The following is an 18,000-nucleotide window of genomic DNA, read 5'->3' as shown; positions in this document are numbered from 1 at the left end:
GCCTTCCCACGTTCCCAGACCGCAGACGCGGACCTTCCTAAGCCCCAAGACCGTAGGCGCGGGCCGCGTTGCCGCCGAAGACGGCGGCGCGCTCGTCCTCGGTGAGCCGGAGGGTGGCCCGGTCCGCGAGGGCCACCACCTCGTCGTAGCTCGCGGCCAGGACGCACACCGGCCAGTCGGAGCCGAACAGCACCCGGCCGGGCCCGAAAGCGTCCAGGACGTGCCGGGCGTACGGGAGCACCTGCTCGGGCTTCCAGCCGTCCCAGTCGGCCTCGGTGACCAGGCCCGACAGCTTGCAGTCGACGTTGGGCAGGGCCGCGAGCGCGGCCAGCTGCCCCGCCCAGGGGTCCCGCTCGCCGCTCGCCACCGGCGGCTTGGCGGCGTGGTCCAGGACGAAGCGCAGCTGGGGCAGCTCACGGACGGCGTCCAGGGCCGCGGGCAGCTCGCGCGGGGTCACCAGCAGGTCGTAGACCAGCCCCGCGTCGGCCACGGCGGCCAGCCCCCGGCGGGCGTCGGCGCGGCCCAGCCACCGCGGATCCGGCTCGTCCTGCACCTGGTGGCGCAAACCCACCAGCCGGTCGCCGCCGGGCCCGGCGGCCAGCTCCGCGAGCACCCCGCCCACCCCGGGGTCGGTGAGGTCGGCCCAGCCGACGACGCCCGCGATCCGGTCCGATCCGGCGGCCAGGGCGAGGAGCTCCCGGGTCTCCGCCACCGAGGAGCTGGACTGGACGACGACGGTCGCGTCGATCCCGTGCGCGTCCAAGTGCGGGGCGAGGTCGTCCGGAGTGAAGGTGTGGCGGATGGGCTCGGCCCAGGCGCCGTCCATCCACGGCTGCTCACGGCGGGTCAGGTCCCACAGGTGGTGATGGGCGTCGATTCGGCGCGGCGAAGGCATGCGGGCACTCCTTCAGGGGTTCAGACCGGCAGCGGGATGTCGTCGTCGAGCAGACCGCGCCGGACCAGGGCCTGCCACAGCTCACCGGGGATGTCGTGGGCGAACAGCTCGGCGTTGTCCCGGACTTCGGCCGGGGAGGCACAGCCCACCACCGCCGCGGCCACCGCGGGGTGGCCGAAGGGGAAGCGCAGCGCGGCGGCCCGCAGCGGCACCTGGAACTCGGCGCACACCTCGGCCAGCCGCCGGGCCCGCGCGAGGAGTTCGGGCGGCGCCTGCCGGTAGTCGTAGCGGGCCCCGGGCGCGGGGTCGGCGAGCAGCCCGGAGTTGTAGACCCCGCCGACCACCACGGAGGTGCCGCGCCGCTCGCACACCGGCAGCAGATCGTCGAAGGCGGTGCGCTCCAGCAGCGTCCAGCGCCCGGCGCACAGCACCACGTCCACATCGAAGTCGGCGACGAACCGGGCGAGGAGGTCGCTGTGGTTCATCCCGAAGCCGATGGCCTTCACGAGCTTCTCCCGCTTCAGCTCGGCCAGCGCCGCGAAGCCCGTCTCATGGACCTCACGGACGTGGTCCTCCGGGTCGTGGAGGTAGGCGATGTCCACGGCGTCGACCCCCAGCCGCTCCAGGGAGGACTCGAGGCTCGCGCGGATGCCGTCCCGGGTGAAGTCCCACTCCCGGACCCGGTCGGGGGTGTCGGCGAAACCGTCCGCCTGGACGGGCTCCCCGGGGGCGCGCGGCCGCAGCCGCCGCCCCACCTTGGTGGAGAGCGTGTACCCGGCGCGGTCGCGCCCGGCCAGCACCCGGCCCAGCCGCTCCTCGGACAGTCCGACCCCGTAGTGCGGCGCGGTGTCCATATAGGTGAGGCCGGTGTCGAACGCCGCCCTTACGGTGTCCAGCGCGCGCTCCTCCGGCACCGCCTGGTAGAGGTTGGCCAGCGGTGCGCAGCCAAGGCCCAGGGGTGGTACGCGCACCCCCGAGCGCCCCAGTTCGCGCGGGCCGCTGGGGACCCGTCCGCCGTTGACCGCCATGGCTTCCTCCCGGCTCTCAGTCCTGCTTCTCGCCGCTGGCGTAGCGGGAGATGATCAGCGCGACGATGATGATCGAGCCGTTGATGAACTGGTTCCACAGGGGTGGTACCCCGCCGAGGGTCATCACATTGACCACCAGCTGCAGCGTCAGTACGCCGGTGAGCGCGCCGAAGAGGGTGCCGCGGCCGCCCTTGAGGCTGATGCCGCCGATGACCGCCGCGGCGAACACCTGGAAGATCCAGCCGTTGCCCTGGGTCGCGGCGACGGAGCCGTAGTGGCCGGTGTAGAGGACGCCCGCGAAGGCGGCCAGCAGTCCGCCGACGCTCAGCACGATCCAGGTGATCCGGTCCACCCGGATGCCCGCGGCGCGCGCGGCCTCGGGGTTGCCGCCGATCGCGTACAGCGAGCGGCCGTGCCGCAGATAGCCCAGCGCCAGGCCGCCGAGTGCGTACAGCCCCAGGCAGATCCACACGGCGGCGGGCACGCCCAGCCACTCGGCCTTGCCGAGGTAGCGGAAGGACTCGGGGACGTTGACGATCGACTGGCCCTCGGCGACGCCGACCTGGAGTCCGCGCAGCATGGTGAGCATGCCCAGGGTCGCGATGAAGCCGTTGACGCGCAGCTTGAGCATCAGGAAGCCGTTGGCCGCGCCGATCAGCGCCCCGACCGCCAGGCACAGCGGTATCGCCGTCCACACCGGCAGCAGCCCCAGGCCCTCGAACCGCGCCCCGTGCTCGGGCAGCACGAACCACAGGGCGATCACCGGCGCCACGCCGATGGTCGACTCCAGGGAGAGGTCCATCCGCCCGCTGATCAGGATCAGCGCCTCGCCCAGCACCAGCAGCCCCAGCTCGGTGGACTGCTGGACGACCCCGATCAGGTTGTCCTGGGTGAGGAAGGCGGGCGAGACGATGAAGCCGATCACCCCGAGGACGAAGATCACGGGGACCAGCGACAGATCGCGCCAGCGCGCGAAGTCGATCCGCGGCCGGCCCCCCGCCGGGTCGTCAGCCACCGCCTCGGCGGTCCGCTGCCGTGCGGTATCGGTCATGTCTGCCTTCCTTCTGTGCGGTCTTCGGTATCCCCCGCCGTGCCGCCCGTGCCCGGCTCGGTCATGCCCTCCATGGCGGCCACGAGCTGACGGTCGCTCCAGCCGCTGCCGAACTCGGCGACCACCCGCCCGTGGAAGAACGCCAGGATCCGGTCGCAGACCCGCAGATCGTCCAGTTCGTCGGAGACGATGACGGCGCCGCTCCCGGACGCGGCCACGTCCCGTACGACGCCGAGCAGCGCGTCCTTGGACTTCACATCGACCCCGGCGGTCGGGCGGATCGCGACCAGGACGCTGGGCTCACGGGCCAGCGCCCGCGCGATGACGACCTTTTGCTGATTTCCGCCGGACAAACCAGAAACCGGCTGCGAAGGGCCGGAGGTCTTGATGTCCAAGGAGGTGATCATCCGCTGGGCGAAGGCGCGGGTCCGGGAGGGCAGCACCGTGCCGTAGGGACCGAGCTGGTCGGTGACGGTCAGGGTGGCGTTCTCGGCCACGCTGCGGCCCAGGACCAGGCCCTGGTCGTGGCGGTCCTCGGGCACGTAGCCGATGCCCGCGTCGATGGCGTGCGGCACGCTGCCGGGGCGCACCGGCCGCCCCCGCACCGACAGCCGCCCGCCGGCCGGTTTGCGCAGGCCCACCAGGGTCTCGCCGACCGCCGTGTTGCCGCTGGCCGTGGCCCCGGCCAGGCCGAGCACCTCGCCGGGGCGCACCACCAGGTCCAGCGGGTCGAACTCGCCCTCCAGGGCGAGCCCTTCGGTGCGCAGCACCGGCTCCCCGGCCGGGTCGGCCTCCTTATGGGCGACGGGAGCGCGGACGACGGCCCGGGAGTCGCCCCCGGGTGCCCCGCCGCCGTCCCCGGTCATCGCCGCCACCAGCTCCTCCTTGGGGAGGCCGGCGACCGGGGCGGTCAGCACATGGCGGGCGTCGCGGAAGACGGTGACGGTGTCGCAGAGTTCGTAGACCTCTTGCAGATGGTGCGAGATGAACAGGAAGGCGACCCCCTGCCGACGCAGCTCGAGCAGCTTGGCGAAGAGCCGGTCGATCCCGCCCGCGTCGAGCTGGGCGGTGGGCTCGTCGAGGATGATCAGCCGGGCGCCGAAGGAGAGCGCGCGGGCGATCTCCACGAACTGCCGCTGCTCGACGCTGAGGTCCTTCGCCCGCCGCTGCGGATCCACCGCCACGCCGTACTCGGCCAGCAGCGCGCGGGCGTCCTCGCGCAGGGCGCGCCAGTGGATGCGCCCGGCGCCCGGGAAGCGGTTGAGGTAGAGGTTCTCGGCGACCGTGAGGTCCGGGACCACCATCGACTTCTGGTAGACACAGGCCACCTTGCGCTGCCAGGCGGCGGTGTCGCCGTAGCCGGGCGCGGGCTCGCCCGCGAAGGTGACCTCGCCCTCGTCCGGGCGCTCCATCCCGGTCAGGACGGACACCAGGGTGGACTTGCCCGCCCCGTTGCGCCCGACGAGCGCGTGGGCCTCCCCGGGCCGCACCGCCAGCCGGGCGCCGTCCAGCGCGACGGTGGGCCCGAACCGTTTGACGATGCCCCGGGCGCGTACGACGGCGGGCTGTTCGGCTTCGGCCATGGTCACTTCTTCTCGAGCTGGTTGGCCCACAGCTTCTTGTCGTCGACGTTCTCCTTGGTGACCAGTGGCGCCGGGAGTTGGTCCTCCAGGCCGTTCCCAATCTTGACGATCTTGGAGTCATGACCGGTGGGGCCGGGTTTGAACGTCTTGCCGTCCAGAGCGGCCTTCGCGTAGTTCAGGGCCCACTGGGCGTAGAGGTCGGCGGGCTGGGAGAGCGTGGCGTCGATCTTCCCTGAGCGGATCGCGTCCAGCTCCTCGGGTATCCCGTCATTGGAGATGATCGTGATGTGCTTGGCCGAACCGGCGGGCTTCAGCAGCCGCTTCTGCTCCAGCAGCGCCAGCGTGGGCTGCAGGAAGACGCCGCCCGCCTGCATGTAGATGCCGTTGACGTCCTTGTGCTGGGCCAGCAGGCTCTGCAGCTTGGCGGAGCCCACGTCGCCCTTCCAGTCGGTGGGCAGCTCATGCACCTTGATGCCGGGGTACTTCTTCTTCATGCAGGAGGCGAACGCCTGCGAGCGGTCCCGGCCGTTGATGGAGCTGAGGTCGCCCTGGAGCTCGGCGACCCGCCCCTTACCGCCCAGCTTCTCGCCGAGGTATTCGCACGCCTTGGTGCCGTACGCCCGGTTGTCGGCGCGCACCACCATGTAGACCTTGCCGGAGTCGGGCCGGGTGTCCACGCTGACGACCGGGATCTTCTTCTCCTCCAGCCGCTCCAGGGTGGAGGAGATGGCCCCGGTGTCCTGGGGCGCCATGATGACCGCCTTGGCGCCCTGGTCGGTGAACGCCTGGACGTTGGCGACCAGCTTGCCGATGTCGTTCTGCGAGTTGGACAGCGGGAGCGCGGAGACCGTGCCCTTGTCGACGCCCTTCTCCAGGTACTGCTGGTAGGAGTTCCAGAAGTCGGTGTCCGTCCGCGGCATGTCGATGCCGACCTTGCCGCCGCCGGCGCCATTGCTCTCTCGGTTGCAGCCGGTGAGCGCTGCGGCGGCCAGCAGCACGGCGCAGGCGGCGGTGGCGGTGGTGCGGAGTCTCGTCATCGAGTCCCGTCCTTGGTCGTTCCTGGGTCGAGTGGTGCGGAGGGTGCGAAGCGGTCCGGCGGTGGTGCCGTCCCGTCAAGCGGCCGGGCGGGCGTCTCAGGAGGAGGCGGGGCGCAGCCGCAGCCCCTGCATCCCTCCGTCGACGGCCAGCGCGGTGCCGGTGACGGCCGCGGCGGCGGGGCTGGCGAGGTAGGCGACGGCGGCCGCCACCTCGTCGGCGGAGACCAGCCGTCCGGTGGGCTGACGGGCCTCCAGGGCGGCGCGCTCGGCCGCCGGGTCGGGGGCCCGGTCGAGCAGCCGGCCGACCCAGGGGGTGTCCACGGTGCCGGGGTTGACGCAGTTGACGCGCACCCCCTCGCGGATGTGGTCCGCCGCCATGGCGAGGGTCAGCGACAGCACCGCGCCCTTGCTGGCGCTGTAGGCGGCGCGCTGCGGGAGCCCGGCGGTGGCGGCGATCGAGCAGGTGTGGGTGATGGAGACGGCTCCGGGCCGGTCGGCCGCGGCGGCCCGCAGATGGGGCAGCGCGGCCCGCGCGGTGCGGACCAGGCCCAGCACATTGATGTCCAGCACCCGGTGCCACTCCTCGTCGGAGTTGTCCTCGACGCTGCCGATCGCGCCGATCCCCGCGTTGCCGACGACGGTGTGCAGGGCGCCGAACTCGGCCACGGCCGCGTCCACCGCGGTCCTCACCCCCTCGTCGGAGGTGACATCGGCCTTGAGCGGCAGCGTGCCGTCCGGGGCGCCGGACGGATCGCGGTCGAGGACGGCGACCCGCGCGCCCCGGTCGCGCAGCGCGGCGGCGATGGCGGCGCCGATGCCGGAGGCGCCGCCGGTGACAAGCGCGGCCAGCCCTTCGAAGTCGCCGGTGGTCACTGGTGGTCCTCCTGAGGCGGTGCGGATGCGGACGGTGCCGGTACGGGCGGAACCGGCGCGGGCCGAGCGGGTGCGGGCCGTGCGAGGCGGGCCTGCCATTCGGGCCCGTCCGGATAGCGGTAGGCGGCGATCGACTCTGGGTACATACGGGCGGAGAAGCCCGGCGCGGTCGGAGCCCGGTAGCGGCCCGACTCGACGACAGCGGGATCGGCGAAGTGCTCGTGGAGGTGGTCGACATACTCGATGACCCGGCCCTCCCAGCTGCCCGAGACGGCCACGTAGTCGAACATGGCCAGGTGCTGGACGAGTTCGCACAGCCCGACGCCGCCCGCGTGCGGGCACACCGGGCGTCCGTACTTGGCGGCGAGCAGCAGGATCGTGAGGTTCTCGTTGACCCCCGCGACCCGTGCCGCGTCGATCTGGACGAAGTCCACCGCCCCCGCCTGGAGCAGCTGCTTGAAGACCACGCGGTTGGCGACGTGCTCGCCGGTGGCGACCTTGACCGGCTGTCCGGCGCGGATGGCGGCGTGGGCGAGGACGTCGTCCGGGCTGGTGGGCTCCTCGATCCAGTGCGGGTCGTACGGCGCGAGGGCGCTCATCCAGCGCACCGCCTCCGCCACGTCCCAGCGCTGATTGGCGTCCACGGCGATGCGCACGTCCGGGCCGACCGCCTCGCGGGCGAGCCGCATCCGTCTGAGGTCCGCGTCCAGATCGGACCCGACCTTGAGCTTGATCTGGTCGAAGCCGTCGGCGACGGCCTCCTGTGCCAGCTTGATCATTTTCTCATCGGAGTAGCCGAGCCAGCCGGGCGAGGTGGTGTAGGCGGGGTAGCCCCGCTCGCGCAGCCGCGCGGCCCGCTCGGCGCGGCCGGGCTCGGCGGCGCGCAGGATGGCCAGCGCCTCCTCCGGGGTGAGCGCGTCGCTGAGGTAGCGGAAGTCGACAAGCCCGACCAGTTCCTCGGGCGACATCCCGGCGAGGAACTGCCACAGCGGCTTTCCGGCCTGCCGGGCGGCGAGGTCCCAGGCGGCGTTGACCACCGCGCCCGCGGCCATGTGCATGACGCCCTTCTCGGGCCCGAGCCAGCGCAGCTGGGAGTCATGGGTGAGCTCACGGTGCAGGGCGGCGAGATCGGCGGCCGTCAGGGGCGCGGGGCGGCCCACCACATGGGGGCGCAGGGAGCGGATGGCGGCAGCGGTGACATCGTTGCCGCGGCCGATGGTGAAGACGAAGCCGTGCCCCTCGGAGCCCGCCGCCCCCTCCCCCGCGTCGGTGCGCAGCACGACATAGGCGGCGGAGTAGTCGGGGTCCGGGTTCATGGCGTCCGAGCCGTCGAGCTGCTCCGAGGTGGGAAACCGGATGTCATGGACCTCGAGCTCGGTGACGGAGGGACGCTGACTCAATGGGGACTCCCTGAAACGATGCGCGAGAGAGAACATCGGACCTTTCGCGATGATCCGATGTATAGCGCTGCCCTAAGGGTTACGTCCAGAGGTGTGTCCGAACTTTCGAAGGACAGATCGGATGAATCTCCTAGTACTCCCGGATGGGGGCTGCGGCCGGAGCCCCGGAAAGCCGTAGGCTTGGTGGGCACGCAATGGGAAACTGCAGCTGGAGGCGGCACCATCCGTCCGCCCCGGTCGGAAGGAGGCGCTGGGTGATCGAGCTTGAGGGGGTTCCCGAGCTGATCGACCCGGTCATGATCTGTGCCTTCGAGGGCTGGAACGACGCCGGAGACGCCGCCTCGACCGCGGTCGGGCACCTGGACCGGGAGTGGAAGGGCGAGGTCTTCGCCTCGCTCGACGCCGAGGACTACTACGACTTCCAGGTGAACCGGCCCACCGTGGCCCTGGAGGGCGGGGTGCGCAAGATCACGTGGCCGACGACCCGGCTCTCGGTGGTCCGGGCGGACACCGGGGAGAAGTCCCGGGACCTGGTGCTGGTGCGCGGTATCGAGCCGAGCATGCGCTGGCGGTCGTTCTGCAACGAGATCCTCGGCTACGCCCATGAGTTGGGCGTGGAGATGGTCGTCATCCTCGGCGCCCTGCTCGGCGACACCCCGCACACCCGGCCGGTGCCGGTCAGCGGGGTCACCTCCGACCCGGACCTGGCCCGCAGCCTCGATCTGGAGGAGACCCGCTACGAGGGCCCGACCGGGATCGTCGGGGTCCTCCAGGAGGCGTGCACCCACGCCGGTGTCCCGGCGGTGAGCCTGTGGGCGGCCGTGCCGCACTACGTCTCGCAGCCGCCGAACCCGAAGGCCACCCTGGCGCTGCTGAACCGCCTCGAGGACCTCATCGCGGTGCGCATCCCCCTCGGCGAGCTGACCGAGGACTCACGGGCCTGGCAGCTGGGCGTGGACCAGCTGGCCGCCGAGGACAGCGAGGTCGCCGAGTACGTCCAGTCGCTGGAGGAGGCGCGGGACACCGCCGAGCTGCCCGAGGCGTCCGGCGAGGCGATCGCCCGCGAGTTCGAGCGCTATCTGCGGCGGCGCGACGGCCAGCCCGGCCCCACCGGCGGCCATGCGACCGAGAGCGGCGGCCTGGAGGGCGGCACGGGAGCCCCGGGCGCCCCCTATCTGCGCGACCCCTCCAGCGGCCACGGGCGGCCGCGCAAGCCGTCCCCCAAGGACGAGGTGGCCAAGGACGACGAGGTCGCCAAGGAGGGCGACGCCGAGGAGACCCACGGCGCCGAGGGCACCGGCGGCGGAGCCGAGAGCGAGGCCAAGGACGCGGACGCGGCCAAGGACGAAGACGCGGCCACGGACGGCGCCAAGGGGGCGGACGACGGCCAGGGCGCCGAGGACCGGGATGGCTCCCCCCTCGACGGGGGCGGCGGGGACGAAGATTCCGGCTCCGACCGGTAACCACGCCCGCCGCACGCGCCCACGACGGCACGCCACACCCGCCACACCACCGCACGCCGCGCACCCCGCCACGTACTGCGTCGCGCACGGGAGAGCGAAGAGCCCGCGCCGGGACGACCCCGGCACGGGCTCATGCGTTCACCGTCGCGGCGCGGCGCCCCGACGAGGCGTCAGAGGGCCACGCCCAGCAGCGCGTCCACGGCGCGCGAGACCAGTCCTGGCGCCCCCTCGTCCGTACCGCCGGTGGCCGACTGCGCGGCGGCCCAGCGGTCCACGGCGGCCACGGCGGCCGGGGAGTCCAGGTCGTCCGCGAGCGCCTTACGGATCTCATCCACCAGGGCGTCGGCCGACGGCCCGTCGGGCCGCGAGACGGCGGCACGCCAGCGGTCAAGGCGCTGCTCGGCCTCCCTCAGCAGCGCGTCCGTCCACTCCCAGTCCGAGCGGTAGTGGTGGGCCAGCAGTGCGAGCCGTATGGCCGCCGGGTCGACGCCGTCGCGGCGCAGCGCCGAGACGAAGACCAGGTTCCCCTTGGACTTGGACATCTTCTCGCCGTCCAGGGCCACCATCCCGGCGTGGACGTACGTCTTGGCGAACGGCCGCTCACCGGTGAGGACCTGGGCGTGCGAGGCGCCCATCTCGTGGTGCGGGAAAGCGAGATCGGATCCGCCGCCCTGCACATCGAAGCCCATGCCGAGGTGGTCCAGGGCGATGGCCACGCATTCGATGTGCCAGCCGGGGCGGCCGCGGCCGAGCGACCCGCCGTCCCAACTCGGCTCGCCGTCACGGGCGGCCGTCCACAGCATCGGGTCCAGGGCGTTCTTCTTGCCCGGGCGCTCCGGGTCGCCACCGCGCTCGGCGGACAGCAGCCGCATGGCCTCGGCGTCGAGTCGGCTGACCGAGCCGAAGGAGGGGTCGGACTCCACGGAGAAGTAGGTATCGCCATCGAGTTCATAGGCGGCGCCCAGGTCACGCAGCCGCTCCACGAGCGGCACGATGCCCGGTATCGCCTCGACGGCGCCGATGTAGTGCCGCGGGGGCAGCATCCGCAGGGCCGTCATGTCCTCGCGGAAGAGGGCGGTCTCGCGCTCGGCGAGGGCGGTCCAGTCGTCGCCGTTCTCCCGCGCCCGCTCCAGCAGGGGATCGTCGACATCGGTGACGTTCTGGACGTAGTGCACCTGGCGCTTGGTGTCGAGCCATACGCGCTGAACGAGGTCGAACGCGTTGTAGGTCGCCGCATGACCCATATGGGTCGCGTCGTACGGGGTGATCCCGCAGACGTAGATGCGCGCGACGGGACCGGGGGTCAGGGTGATCCGTCCCCCGGTCGCTGTGTCGTGAATGCTCAGGTCGCGGCCACTGCCGGGCAGGGCGGGAACCTCAGAAGCGGGCCAGGCATACATGCAATGAGCGTAACCGGATGCAGCGTCCGTATACGAACCGGACCAGTGGTGTTGGGCGGTGTTGGCCGGATGGGTGGTCTTGCGCGGACGCCCACGAGCTGCTTGCGCCGCGCGATCCGCGATCCGCGATCCAGGGAGCCGCGATCCAGGTAACCGGCCCATTCGCTCAGACCGGCGGCCAGGGGATGGCGGGCCACTGGCCGCTGGGCTCGGGGTGCTTCCCCGTGCGCAACAGCGCGGCGACCCGGGCCCGCAGGGCCTCGATCTCGGCCCCGGTGATCAGCTCCGCCAGCCGGGCGCCCAGCGGGGCGCCGTCGGCCAGCTCGCCCGCCAGCCGTCGCAGCACCTCCAGCACGTCCTCCGGCAGCGGTTCCCCGGCCCAGCCCCACAGCAGGGTGCGCAGCTTGTCGTCGGCGTTGAAGGTCACTCCGTGATCAATCGCATAGAGCCGGCCACCGGCCGCGGGCAGCAGATGGCCGCCCTTGCGGTCGCCGTTGTTGATCACCGCGTCCAGGACGGCCAGCCTGCGCAGCCGTACGTCGTCGGCGTGGACCAGCAGCGCCGTACGGCCGCCGCCCACCTCGGCGTAGCCCACGGCCTTCCAGCCGGGGCCCGGTTCATCGCCGTCGACGAGCGCGAGCAGTTCCGCTCCCCCGGCCCCCTCCGAGCCGTCGCCGTCCGGTCCGCCATCCGCCCCGTCCGGCTCGCCCGTGGCCGTCTCGACCTCTACCCAGAGCTGGCACATCCCCTGCCCGTACGGCCCGTCGCGCAGCACCGTGGGCGGCACCAGGCCCCAGCCGGTGGCCTCGGAGATCTCGTACGCCGCGACCTCGCGCTGGGCGAGGGTGCCGTCGGGGAAGTCCCACAGCGGCCGCTCCCCGGCCACCGGCTTGTAGACACAAGGGGCGCTGTGGCCCTCGTACTCGACCGTGCAGTACAGCACCGCGTTGGACGCCTCCCGGACCCGGCCGCGCACCGTCAGCTCACCGAGGGCCAGCAGCTCGGCCGGGGGCACGAGGCGCGAAGCCTCCGTCGAGTGTGGCGGTGGGAGACGGGTGGGCGGCGTCAGGCTCCGCGGCGGTATCCGTTCTGGCGCGGACATACGTGTCCCTCCGGGTCGAGCGGCAGACTGCACAGCGGGCAGGGCGGCCGGCCGGCGTTGACGACCTCCAGGGCGCGCTTGGCGAACGCGCGCGCCTGCGTCCCGGTCAGCCGCACCCGCAGCATGGGCGGGCCGTTCACATCGTCCTGGAGCAGCCGCTCCTCGGCCTCGGCCAGGTCCTCCTCGGACTCGGCCTCCAACTCGACCAGGGCCTGCGCCTCGACGATCATCCGCTGCTCCTCGCCGTCCCAGGCGAGTGCCATGGTGCCGACCCGGAACTCCTCCTCCACGGGGACTTCCAGCGGTCCTGTGTCGCTGAGTTCGGTCGGCGCGACGGCGGGGACCGGGGCGTTTCCGCCGGTGCGCCGCACCACCTCGTCCAGCAGCTCATCTATCCGCTCGGCCAACGCGGCGACCTGCGTCTTCTCCAACGCGACACTGGTGGTCCGGCTACCGGCGGACGCCTGCAGGAAAAAGGTACGGCGACCAGGCAGCCCGACCGTACCGGCGACGAAACGGTCCGGCGGGTCATAGAGGAACACCTGACGGGACAACGTCCTGCTCCATTTGATTCGACTGCTCGGCTGACTGACTGCTGACCGCTGGGTGTCACGACCGCCCGGTCACGGCTGTCACGGCGCCCTCGCACCGCGGCACCACCCTACTGCGCACGGCGATCACGGTGCTCCCGCGTCGCCGCCCACCGCCGCGTCCCCGCCGCGGTCGCCGGTGTTCTCCTCACGCGGCGCCAGACCGGCGAAGTCCCCGGTGTCGCCGAGACGGACGAGGAAGGGCCGGGTCGGGGTGTACCGGATCGCGGTGACCGAGCAGGGCTCGACCGAGATCCGCTGGAACAGATCGAGATGGAGTCCGAGGGCGTCCGCGACCAGCGCCTTGATGATGTCCCCGTGGGAGCACATCAGATAGGCCGCGTCGGCGCCGTGCTCCCGCTCGATCGAGGCGTTCCAGTCGCGCACCGCCTCGACCGCGCGCGCGTGCATGGCGCGCATGGACTCGCCACCGGGGAAGGCGGCCGCCGACGGATGCTGCTGGACGATGTTCATCAGTGGTTCATCGGCGAGCTCGGCCAGCTTCCGGCCCGACCAGTCGCCGTAGTGGCACTCCCCGATCCGGTCGTCGGGGTGCAGCGGCAGTTCGGGGCGGGCGGCGAGCAGCGGGGCCAGTGTCTCCCGGCAGCGCTGCAGCGGGCTGGTGACGGCGGCGGCGAGCGGCACCCCGGCCAGTCTTCCGGGCAGCGACGCGGCCTGGGCCGTACCGCGCTCGTCGAGGGCGACACCGGGTGTCCAGCCCGCGAGGATGCCCGCGGTATTGGCGGTGGACCGGCCGTGCCGTACGAGGATCAGCATGGGCATGGCTGCCACCCTACGACCCCTCCGGCGGCGCTCAGCGGGGATCCGCACCGTTCCCGCACAGGGTCCCCCTGTGCCGATGGGCATCGCGCGAGGCACAATGCGCAGCGTGATCGTGGATTGTGCCATCTACCGGGACGGGGCCCGCTCCGAGGGACCCGCTGACTTCTCCGACGCCCTGGACGAGGCGCGGGCGCGTGGGGACGCCTTCTTGTGGATCGGTCTTCATGAGCCGACCGAGAAGGAGTTCGAGCTGGTCACCAGCGAGTTCGGGTTGCATCCGCTGGCCGTTGAGGATGCCCTGGGCGCCCATCAGAGGCCGAAGCTGGAGGTCTATGACGACTCGCTGTTCCTGGTGCTCAAGCCGGTGCAGTACGACGACAAGGCCGGGACCGTCACCGCGGGTGAGCTGATGGTCTTCGTCGGTGACTCCTTCGTGGTGACCGTAAGGCACGGCGAGGCCAATCCGCTCGGCTCGGTGCGCGACCGGCTGGAGAAGACGCCCGAGGTGCTGCAGCACGGCCCCACGGCGGTGATGTACGCGGTCTCCGACGCGGTCGTGGACCACTACCTGGACGTGGCCGACGCTCTCCACGGGGACCTGGAGGAGCTGGAGACGGAGGTCTTCGCCCCGAACGCGGGCGCCGGGCAGAACACCGCGGGGCGGATCTACGCCTTCAAGCGCGAGGTGATGGAATTCCGCCGCTCGACCGGGCCGTTGGGGGAGCCGATGGAGCGGCTCAGCGGCGCCGGGGTGCCGTTCGTGCACGAGGGCTCCCGGCCGTTCTTCCGCGATGTCAGCGACCATCTGACCCGGGTGAACGAGCATGTGGAGGGGCTGGACCGGCTGCTGTCCGACGTCCTCTCCGCCCATCTCGCGCAGATGGGCGTGCGGCAGAACGACGACATGCGGAAGATCTCGGCGTGGGCTGCCATGGCCGCGGTACCGACGATGATCGCCGGGATCTACGGCATGAACTTCACGCACATGCCGGAGCTCGAGCAGTCCTGGGGATACCCGGCGGTGATCGTGCTCATGGGCGGTGTGATCGCGCTGCTGTACCGCTGGTTCAAGCGGCGCGGGTGGCTCTGAGCCGTCCGTCGGCCTCAGACGAACTCGGGAGCCTCGGGGGCCTCGGGCGCCTCCGGGGCTCCTGGCGCGGCAGGAGCGCTCTTCGCGGGGCCGCCCAGGGCGTTCCGCCGCTCGGGCATCCGCAGGGACACCATGCGCCGCCAGCCGCCCAGCCGCTCGTATGTGTGCAGGGCCTGGATCCCCGCCTCGAGCAGCGCGGACTTCGGCCTGGGCCAGCCTAGGAGACGTCCCATATGGGCCATCACGGCCAGGCTGACGTCCCGGTAGACCTCCATCTCGGCGAGCGCGCTCTCCCGCAGGGTCCGCTGGATGGTCCGGCCGTACCCACCGGCGGCCAGGCGCAGCAGCTCCTCGTGGCAGTAGGCGAGGTGGTTGTCCTCGTCGTCGGCGATCATGCGCACCGCGCGGCCGAGGTCGGGGTGGTCGCCGAAGTACCCGCGCAACATCATCATCTGGGCGGAGGCGCGCTGTTCGGTGACCCTGCTGTGGGCGAGGTAGACCACGATGTCGTGCTCGGTGAGCGGTTCGTCGCGGCGCAGCTTGTCATGGGCGAGGCCGATGCCGCGGGCCTCGAGGAGCATCGTGTAGTCGGTCTCGGGGGGCACCTCCATGGGCTCCAGACCGCGCCTGCGGAGCAGGGCGTTGAAGATCCGGCCGTGTTTGTCCTCGTCGGCGCCATGGCGGGCGATCTTGGGCGCGAGGGAGCGGCTGCTCTCGGGCACGAGGGCGGCGATCCGGCCGTTCTCCCAGCCTCCCTGGGCCTCCCCGCTGGCCGCGACGGAGCAGAAGAGCCGGAACGACTCGTCGTTGTCGAGGATCTCCTGGAACACGCTTTTCGCCGAGAGCATCGCCGCCACCTCCGTGCGCTGGTCGTGCGCAGAAAAAGTCAACGGCCCGGTGGGGGCGGCGGCAACAGCTGGGGCATCCGGCTCGGCCGAACGGGGGATCCGTCCATACGCCGCGTCCGCGTAACCCCTGGGCGGCGGAGGCGTTGTGCTGGGTGACGGCCGTGGCGGGGAAGACCCCCGAGCCCCCACCACGGCCGCGGAAATCTCCCGGCTCCCCGGCTCTTTCGGGCGCCCGGCCTTCCCCGTCTCCCGGCTTCTCTGCTTCGCGGTCTCCCGGCCGCCGGGCTTCTCGGCTTCCCGGCTACTCGGCTTCCTGGCTTCCTGGCTTCTCGGCTTCCCGGCTTCCGGGCTTCCCGGCTTCTCTGCGCGGCGCCGTAGGGTCCGCTCCTCGTGCGTTACGCGAGCCCGGCCCGCTCCAGGGCCTCGACGCCCGCCCGCAGCCCGGCGAGCCGCTCCTCCAGCGTGAAGCCCGAGGGCGTGAGCGACAGGGTGGTGACCCCGGCCCCCGCGTACGCCTGCATGCGGTCGGCGATGCGCTCGACGGGGCCGAGCAGCGAGGTGGAGTCGATCAGCTCGTGGGGGACGGCCGCGGCGGCGCCCTCCTTATCCCCTGCGAGGTACTTCTCCTGGATCTCGGCGGCCTCCTTCTCGTACCCCATGCGCTGCGCCAGCTTGTTGTAGAAGTTCTGCTTGGCGCTGCCCATGCCGCCCACGTAGAGCGCGGTGTACGGGCGGAACTGGTCGGCGAGGGCGCGGACATCGTCGCCGAGTGCCATGGGGACGGTGGGCACCACGTCGAAGCCCTCGAGGTCCTTGCCCGCCTTCTCGCGGCCCGTGCGGAGCGCGCTGAGGGTGGTCGCCTCGGCGTGCTCGGGCGCGTAGAACAGGACCAGGGCACCGTCGGCGATCTCGCCGGTCTGCTCCAGGTTCTTCGGGCCGATGGCCGCGATGTAGAGCGGGATGTACTCCCGCACCGGGTGCACGGTGAGCTTGAGGGGCTTGCCGGGGCCGTCGGGCAGCGGCAGGGTCCAGTTCTGGCCCTCGTGGGTCAGCCGCTCGCGCGACATCGCCTTGCGGATGATCTCCACGTACTCGCGGGTGCGGGCGAGCGGCTTGTCGAACCGGGTCCCGTACCAGCCCTCGGACACCTGCGGCCCCGAGACGCCGAGCCCGAGGCGGAAGCGGCCGCCGGAGAGGGTGTCCAGGGTGGCGGCGGTCATCGCCGTCATGGCGGGGGTGCGGGCCGGGATCTGGAAGATGGCGGAGCCGACGTCGATGCGCTCGGTCTGCGCGGCGACCCACGCGAGCACCGTGGCCGCGTCCGAACCGTAGGCCTCGGCCGCCCAGCAGACGGAATAGCCGAGCCTGTCGGCCTCGCGGGCGACCGCGAGGTTGTCCGCGTCCATTCCGGCACCCCAGTAGCCGAGGTTGATGCCGAGCCTCATACCGCACCCCTTACTGATCAGTAATGTCGCTCTTCCGGGGACTGTAGCGCGCATGGCCCCGATACGTCAGGGGTGGGTTATCCACAGGCTGCCACGGGGCGCTTCGCGGCCAGTAATCTCGACGTTCATGGAGCTAAGGCACCTCGGCCGCACGGGCCTGCGCGTCTCCCGGCTCGGGCTCGGCACGCTCACCTGGGGGCGGGACACCGACGAACACGACGCCGCGGATCAGCTCAAGGCGTTCTGGGAGGCGGGCGGGACGCTCGTCGACACCGCGGATGTGTACGCGGACGGCGGCGCCGAATACCTCCTGGGGCAGCTGCTGGAGGGGCTGCTGCCCCGGCGCGACCTCCAGATCGCGACCAAGGCCGGTAGCGTGCCCGACCCCGACCGCCGCTTCGACGCCTCGCGCGGCCATCTGCTGGCCGCGCTGGACGCCTCCCTGGAGCGGCTGGGCACGGACTATGTCGACCTGTGGCAGGTGCACGCCTTCGACCCCTTCACCCCGCTCGAGGAGACCCTTCAGGCGCTCGACATCGCGGTGAGCAGCGGGCGGGCCCGCTATGCGGGGGTGTCCAACTTCAGCGGCTGGCAGCTCGCGAAGGCCGCCACCTGGCAGCTGGCCTCCTCGGGCGCGCACACCCGGCTGGCCAGCACGCAGATGGAGTATTCGCTGCTCCAGCGCGGTGTGGAGCGCGAGGTGCTGCCCGCCGCGCTCGACCTGGGCGTCGGGCTGCTGCCGTCCTCGCCGCTGGGCCGCGGTGTGCTCACCGGCAAGTACCGCCATACGACGCCCGCCGACTCGCGCGGCGCCTCCGAGCTCGCGGCGTTCGTCGAGCCGTATCTGGACGAGGAGGCGAGCCGGATCGTCGAGGCGGTCGCCATAGCCGCTGACGGCCTGGCGACCACCGCGCTCAATGTGGCCCTGGCCTGGGTCCGCGACCGCCCGGGCGTCACCGCCCCGATCGTCGGCGCGCGCAACGCCCAGCAGCTGAGGGCGGCGTTGTCGGCGGAGGCCCTTAGTCTTCCGGACGAGATCTGCCAGGCGCTCGACGATGTGTCGGCGCCCGTGCACCGCTATCCCGATCAGGACTGGAGCACGCTGTGAGCACCGACCGCCTCACCGGCGACGCCGCACCCGCGCCCGAGGAGGCCGCCCCGGGGTCCCCAGAGCAGACGGCACCACCGGTGGCAGCGGGATCCCCCGGCGCCCCCGCGGGGGCGGCCACGGCCGCCGGACAGGGCGGGACCGATGAGGCAGAGGCCCCCGCCGGGGAGGGCACGTCCGGCCGACGAACAGGCCAGGGCGGCGCGGAGGCGGGCGGCGACACGGAGGCAAGCGGCGAGGCGGACGCGGGCAACGGCGCCCCGGCACCCGACGGACACGACACGGCCGGGGGCCCCGAGAGCTC

16 protein-coding genes and 1 pseudogene are annotated in these 18,000 nt (G+C 72.2%); 4 read left to right on the top strand and 13 right to left on the bottom strand.

Annotation, left to right across the window (positions count from 1 at the left end; genetic code table 11):
- Positions 1-37 precede the first annotated feature (37 nt).
- The 7 genes from VT50_RS32475 to VT50_RS32445 all read right to left on the bottom strand — a co-directional run bounded on the left by VT50_RS32475 (position 38) and on the right by VT50_RS32445 (position 7,783).
- Positions 38-895 carry an amidohydrolase family protein gene (locus VT50_RS32475; RefSeq protein ID WP_046090818.1) on the bottom strand — a complete coding sequence of 286 codons (858 nt, stop codon included), beginning with the start codon at positions 893-895 and terminating at the stop codon, positions 38-40.
- A 20-nt stretch (positions 896-915) separates the two neighbouring features.
- Positions 916-1,923 carry an aldo/keto reductase gene (locus VT50_RS32470; protein ID WP_206269522.1) on the bottom strand — a complete coding sequence of 336 codons (1,008 nt, stop codon included), beginning with the start codon at positions 1,921-1,923 and terminating at the stop codon, positions 916-918.
- Between the two features lie 16 nt (positions 1,924-1,939).
- A complete protein-coding gene (locus VT50_RS32465) occupies positions 1,940-2,974 on the bottom strand; it encodes an ABC transporter permease (RefSeq protein WP_046090817.1) in 1,035 nt (344 codons plus the stop codon).
- Positions 2,971-4,557 carry a sugar ABC transporter ATP-binding protein gene (locus VT50_RS32460; RefSeq protein ID WP_046090816.1) on the bottom strand — a complete coding sequence of 529 codons (1,587 nt, stop codon included), beginning with the start codon at positions 4,555-4,557 and terminating at the stop codon, positions 2,971-2,973. Before VT50_RS32460 ends, VT50_RS32465 begins: the two co-directional genes overlap by 4 nt.
- A 2-nt stretch (positions 4,558-4,559) precedes the next feature.
- Entirely contained in the window at positions 4,560-5,594 is a 1,035-nt protein-coding gene (locus tag VT50_RS32455) for a sugar ABC transporter substrate-binding protein (protein WP_046090815.1), read from the bottom strand.
- A gap of 96 nt (positions 5,595-5,690) precedes the next feature.
- Positions 5,691-6,467 (bottom strand): SDR family NAD(P)-dependent oxidoreductase, encoded by a 777-nt coding sequence (locus tag VT50_RS32450; protein WP_046090814.1) that lies wholly within the window; start codon positions 6,465-6,467, stop codon positions 5,691-5,693.
- Positions 6,464-7,783, bottom strand: coding sequence for an enolase C-terminal domain-like protein (locus VT50_RS32445; protein WP_420822247.1), 1,320 nt, complete (start codon positions 7,781-7,783; stop codon positions 6,464-6,466). The genes VT50_RS32450 and VT50_RS32445 overlap by 4 nt, the downstream gene beginning before the upstream one ends.
- A 338-nt stretch (positions 7,784-8,121) precedes the next feature.
- Between VT50_RS32445 and VT50_RS32440 the strand changes: the two genes are divergently transcribed.
- On the top strand, positions 8,122-9,330 hold the full coding sequence (locus tag VT50_RS32440) for a PAC2 family protein (protein ID WP_075200587.1): 1,209 nt from the start codon (positions 8,122-8,124) through the stop codon (positions 9,328-9,330).
- A 170-nt stretch (positions 9,331-9,500) separates the two neighbouring features.
- Here the strand turns inward: VT50_RS32440 and mshC are convergent, their stop codons facing one another.
- The 4 genes from mshC to VT50_RS32420 all read right to left on the bottom strand — a co-directional run bounded on the left by mshC (position 9,501) and on the right by VT50_RS32420 (position 13,205).
- The gene (gene mshC, locus VT50_RS32435; RefSeq protein ID WP_046090812.1) at positions 9,501-10,730 is read right to left on the bottom strand and encodes a cysteine--1-D-myo-inosityl 2-amino-2-deoxy-alpha-D-glucopyranoside ligase; all 1,230 of its coding nucleotides are present in this window, start codon (positions 10,728-10,730) and stop codon (positions 9,501-9,503) included.
- A 166-nt stretch (positions 10,731-10,896) separates the two neighbouring features.
- A complete protein-coding gene (locus VT50_RS32430) occupies positions 10,897-11,832 on the bottom strand; it encodes an SCO1664 family protein (protein WP_206269521.1) in 936 nt (311 codons plus the stop codon).
- Positions 11,796-12,386 carry a DUF3090 domain-containing protein gene (locus VT50_RS32425; protein WP_037956497.1) on the bottom strand — a complete coding sequence of 197 codons (591 nt, stop codon included), beginning with the start codon at positions 12,384-12,386 and terminating at the stop codon, positions 11,796-11,798. Before VT50_RS32425 ends, VT50_RS32430 begins: the two co-directional genes overlap by 37 nt.
- 123 nt (positions 12,387-12,509) lie before the next feature.
- A complete protein-coding gene (locus VT50_RS32420; RefSeq protein WP_046090810.1) occupies positions 12,510-13,205 on the bottom strand; it encodes a histidine phosphatase family protein in 696 nt (231 codons plus the stop codon).
- A 97-nt stretch (positions 13,206-13,302) separates the two neighbouring features.
- Here VT50_RS32420 and corA point away from each other — a divergent pair, with 97 nt between their 5' ends.
- Positions 13,303-14,295, top strand: a complete 993-nt coding sequence (gene corA / locus VT50_RS32415) for a magnesium/cobalt transporter CorA (RefSeq protein ID WP_046090809.1) — start codon at positions 13,303-13,305, stop codon at positions 14,293-14,295.
- Positions 14,296-14,309: 14 nt separating this feature from the next.
- Here corA and VT50_RS32410 read toward each other — a convergent pair whose 3' ends face one another.
- The gene (locus VT50_RS32410; protein ID WP_046090808.1) at positions 14,310-15,143 is read right to left on the bottom strand and encodes a hypothetical protein; all 834 of its coding nucleotides are present in this window, start codon (positions 15,141-15,143) and stop codon (positions 14,310-14,312) included.
- 395 nt (positions 15,144-15,538) lie between these two features.
- A complete protein-coding gene (locus VT50_RS32405; RefSeq protein ID WP_046090807.1) occupies positions 15,539-16,588 on the bottom strand; it encodes an LLM class F420-dependent oxidoreductase in 1,050 nt (349 codons plus the stop codon).
- Between the two features lie 127 nt (positions 16,589-16,715).
- Between VT50_RS32405 and VT50_RS32400 the strand changes: the two genes are divergently transcribed.
- Together VT50_RS32400 and VT50_RS32395 are read left to right on the top strand one after the other, a co-directional pair.
- Positions 16,716-17,696 carry an aldo/keto reductase gene (locus VT50_RS32400; protein ID WP_046090806.1) on the top strand — a complete coding sequence of 327 codons (981 nt, stop codon included), beginning with the start codon at positions 16,716-16,718 and terminating at the stop codon, positions 17,694-17,696.
- A pseudogene (locus VT50_RS32395) lies at positions 17,693-18,000 on the top strand (SRPBCC domain-containing protein); the annotation flags it as partial. The gene VT50_RS32400 and the pseudogene VT50_RS32395, both read left to right, overlap by 4 nt.

The sequence above is a fragment of the Streptomyces antioxidans genome, assembly GCF_000968685.2.
GTDB classification, from domain to species: Bacteria; Actinomycetota; Actinomycetes; order Streptomycetales; family Streptomycetaceae; genus Streptomyces; species Streptomyces antioxidans.
This window is presented reverse-complemented; position numbering and strand designations above follow the sequence as displayed.

Coding starts and splice junctions, on each gene's coding strand:
- VT50_RS32475 (WP_046090818.1), bottom strand. CDS start 895: ATGCCTTCGCCGCGCCGAATCGACGCCCATCACCACCTGTGGGACCTG.
- VT50_RS32470 (WP_206269522.1), bottom strand. CDS start 1,923: ATGGCGGTCAACGGCGGACGGGTCCCCAGCGGCCCGCGCGAACTGGGG.
- VT50_RS32465 (WP_046090817.1), bottom strand. CDS start 2,974: ATGACCGATACCGCACGGCAGCGGACCGCCGAGGCGGTGGCTGACGAC.
- VT50_RS32460 (WP_046090816.1), bottom strand. CDS start 4,557: ATGGCCGAAGCCGAACAGCCCGCCGTCGTACGCGCCCGGGGCATCGTC.
- VT50_RS32455 (WP_046090815.1), bottom strand. CDS start 5,594: ATGACGAGACTCCGCACCACCGCCACCGCCGCCTGCGCCGTGCTGCTG.
- VT50_RS32445 (WP_420822247.1), bottom strand. CDS start 7,783: ATGAACCCGGACCCCGACTACTCCGCCGCCTATGTCGTGCTGCGCACC.
- mshC (WP_046090812.1), bottom strand. CDS start 10,730: ATGTATGCCTGGCCCGCTTCTGAGGTTCCCGCCCTGCCCGGCAGTGGC.
- VT50_RS32430 (WP_206269521.1), bottom strand. CDS start 11,832: ATGTCCGCGCCAGAACGGATACCGCCGCGGAGCCTGACGCCGCCCACC.
- VT50_RS32420 (WP_046090810.1), bottom strand. CDS start 13,205: ATGCCCATGCTGATCCTCGTACGGCACGGCCGGTCCACCGCCAATACC.
- corA (WP_046090809.1), top strand. CDS start 13,303: ATGCGCAGCGTGATCGTGGATTGTGCCATCTACCGGGACGGGGCCCGC.
- VT50_RS32410 (WP_046090808.1), bottom strand. CDS start 15,143: ATGCTCTCGGCGAAAAGCGTGTTCCAGGAGATCCTCGACAACGACGAG.
- VT50_RS32405 (WP_046090807.1), bottom strand. CDS start 16,588: ATGAGGCTCGGCATCAACCTCGGCTACTGGGGTGCCGGAATGGACGCG.
- VT50_RS32400 (WP_046090806.1), top strand. CDS start 16,716: ATGGAGCTAAGGCACCTCGGCCGCACGGGCCTGCGCGTCTCCCGGCTC.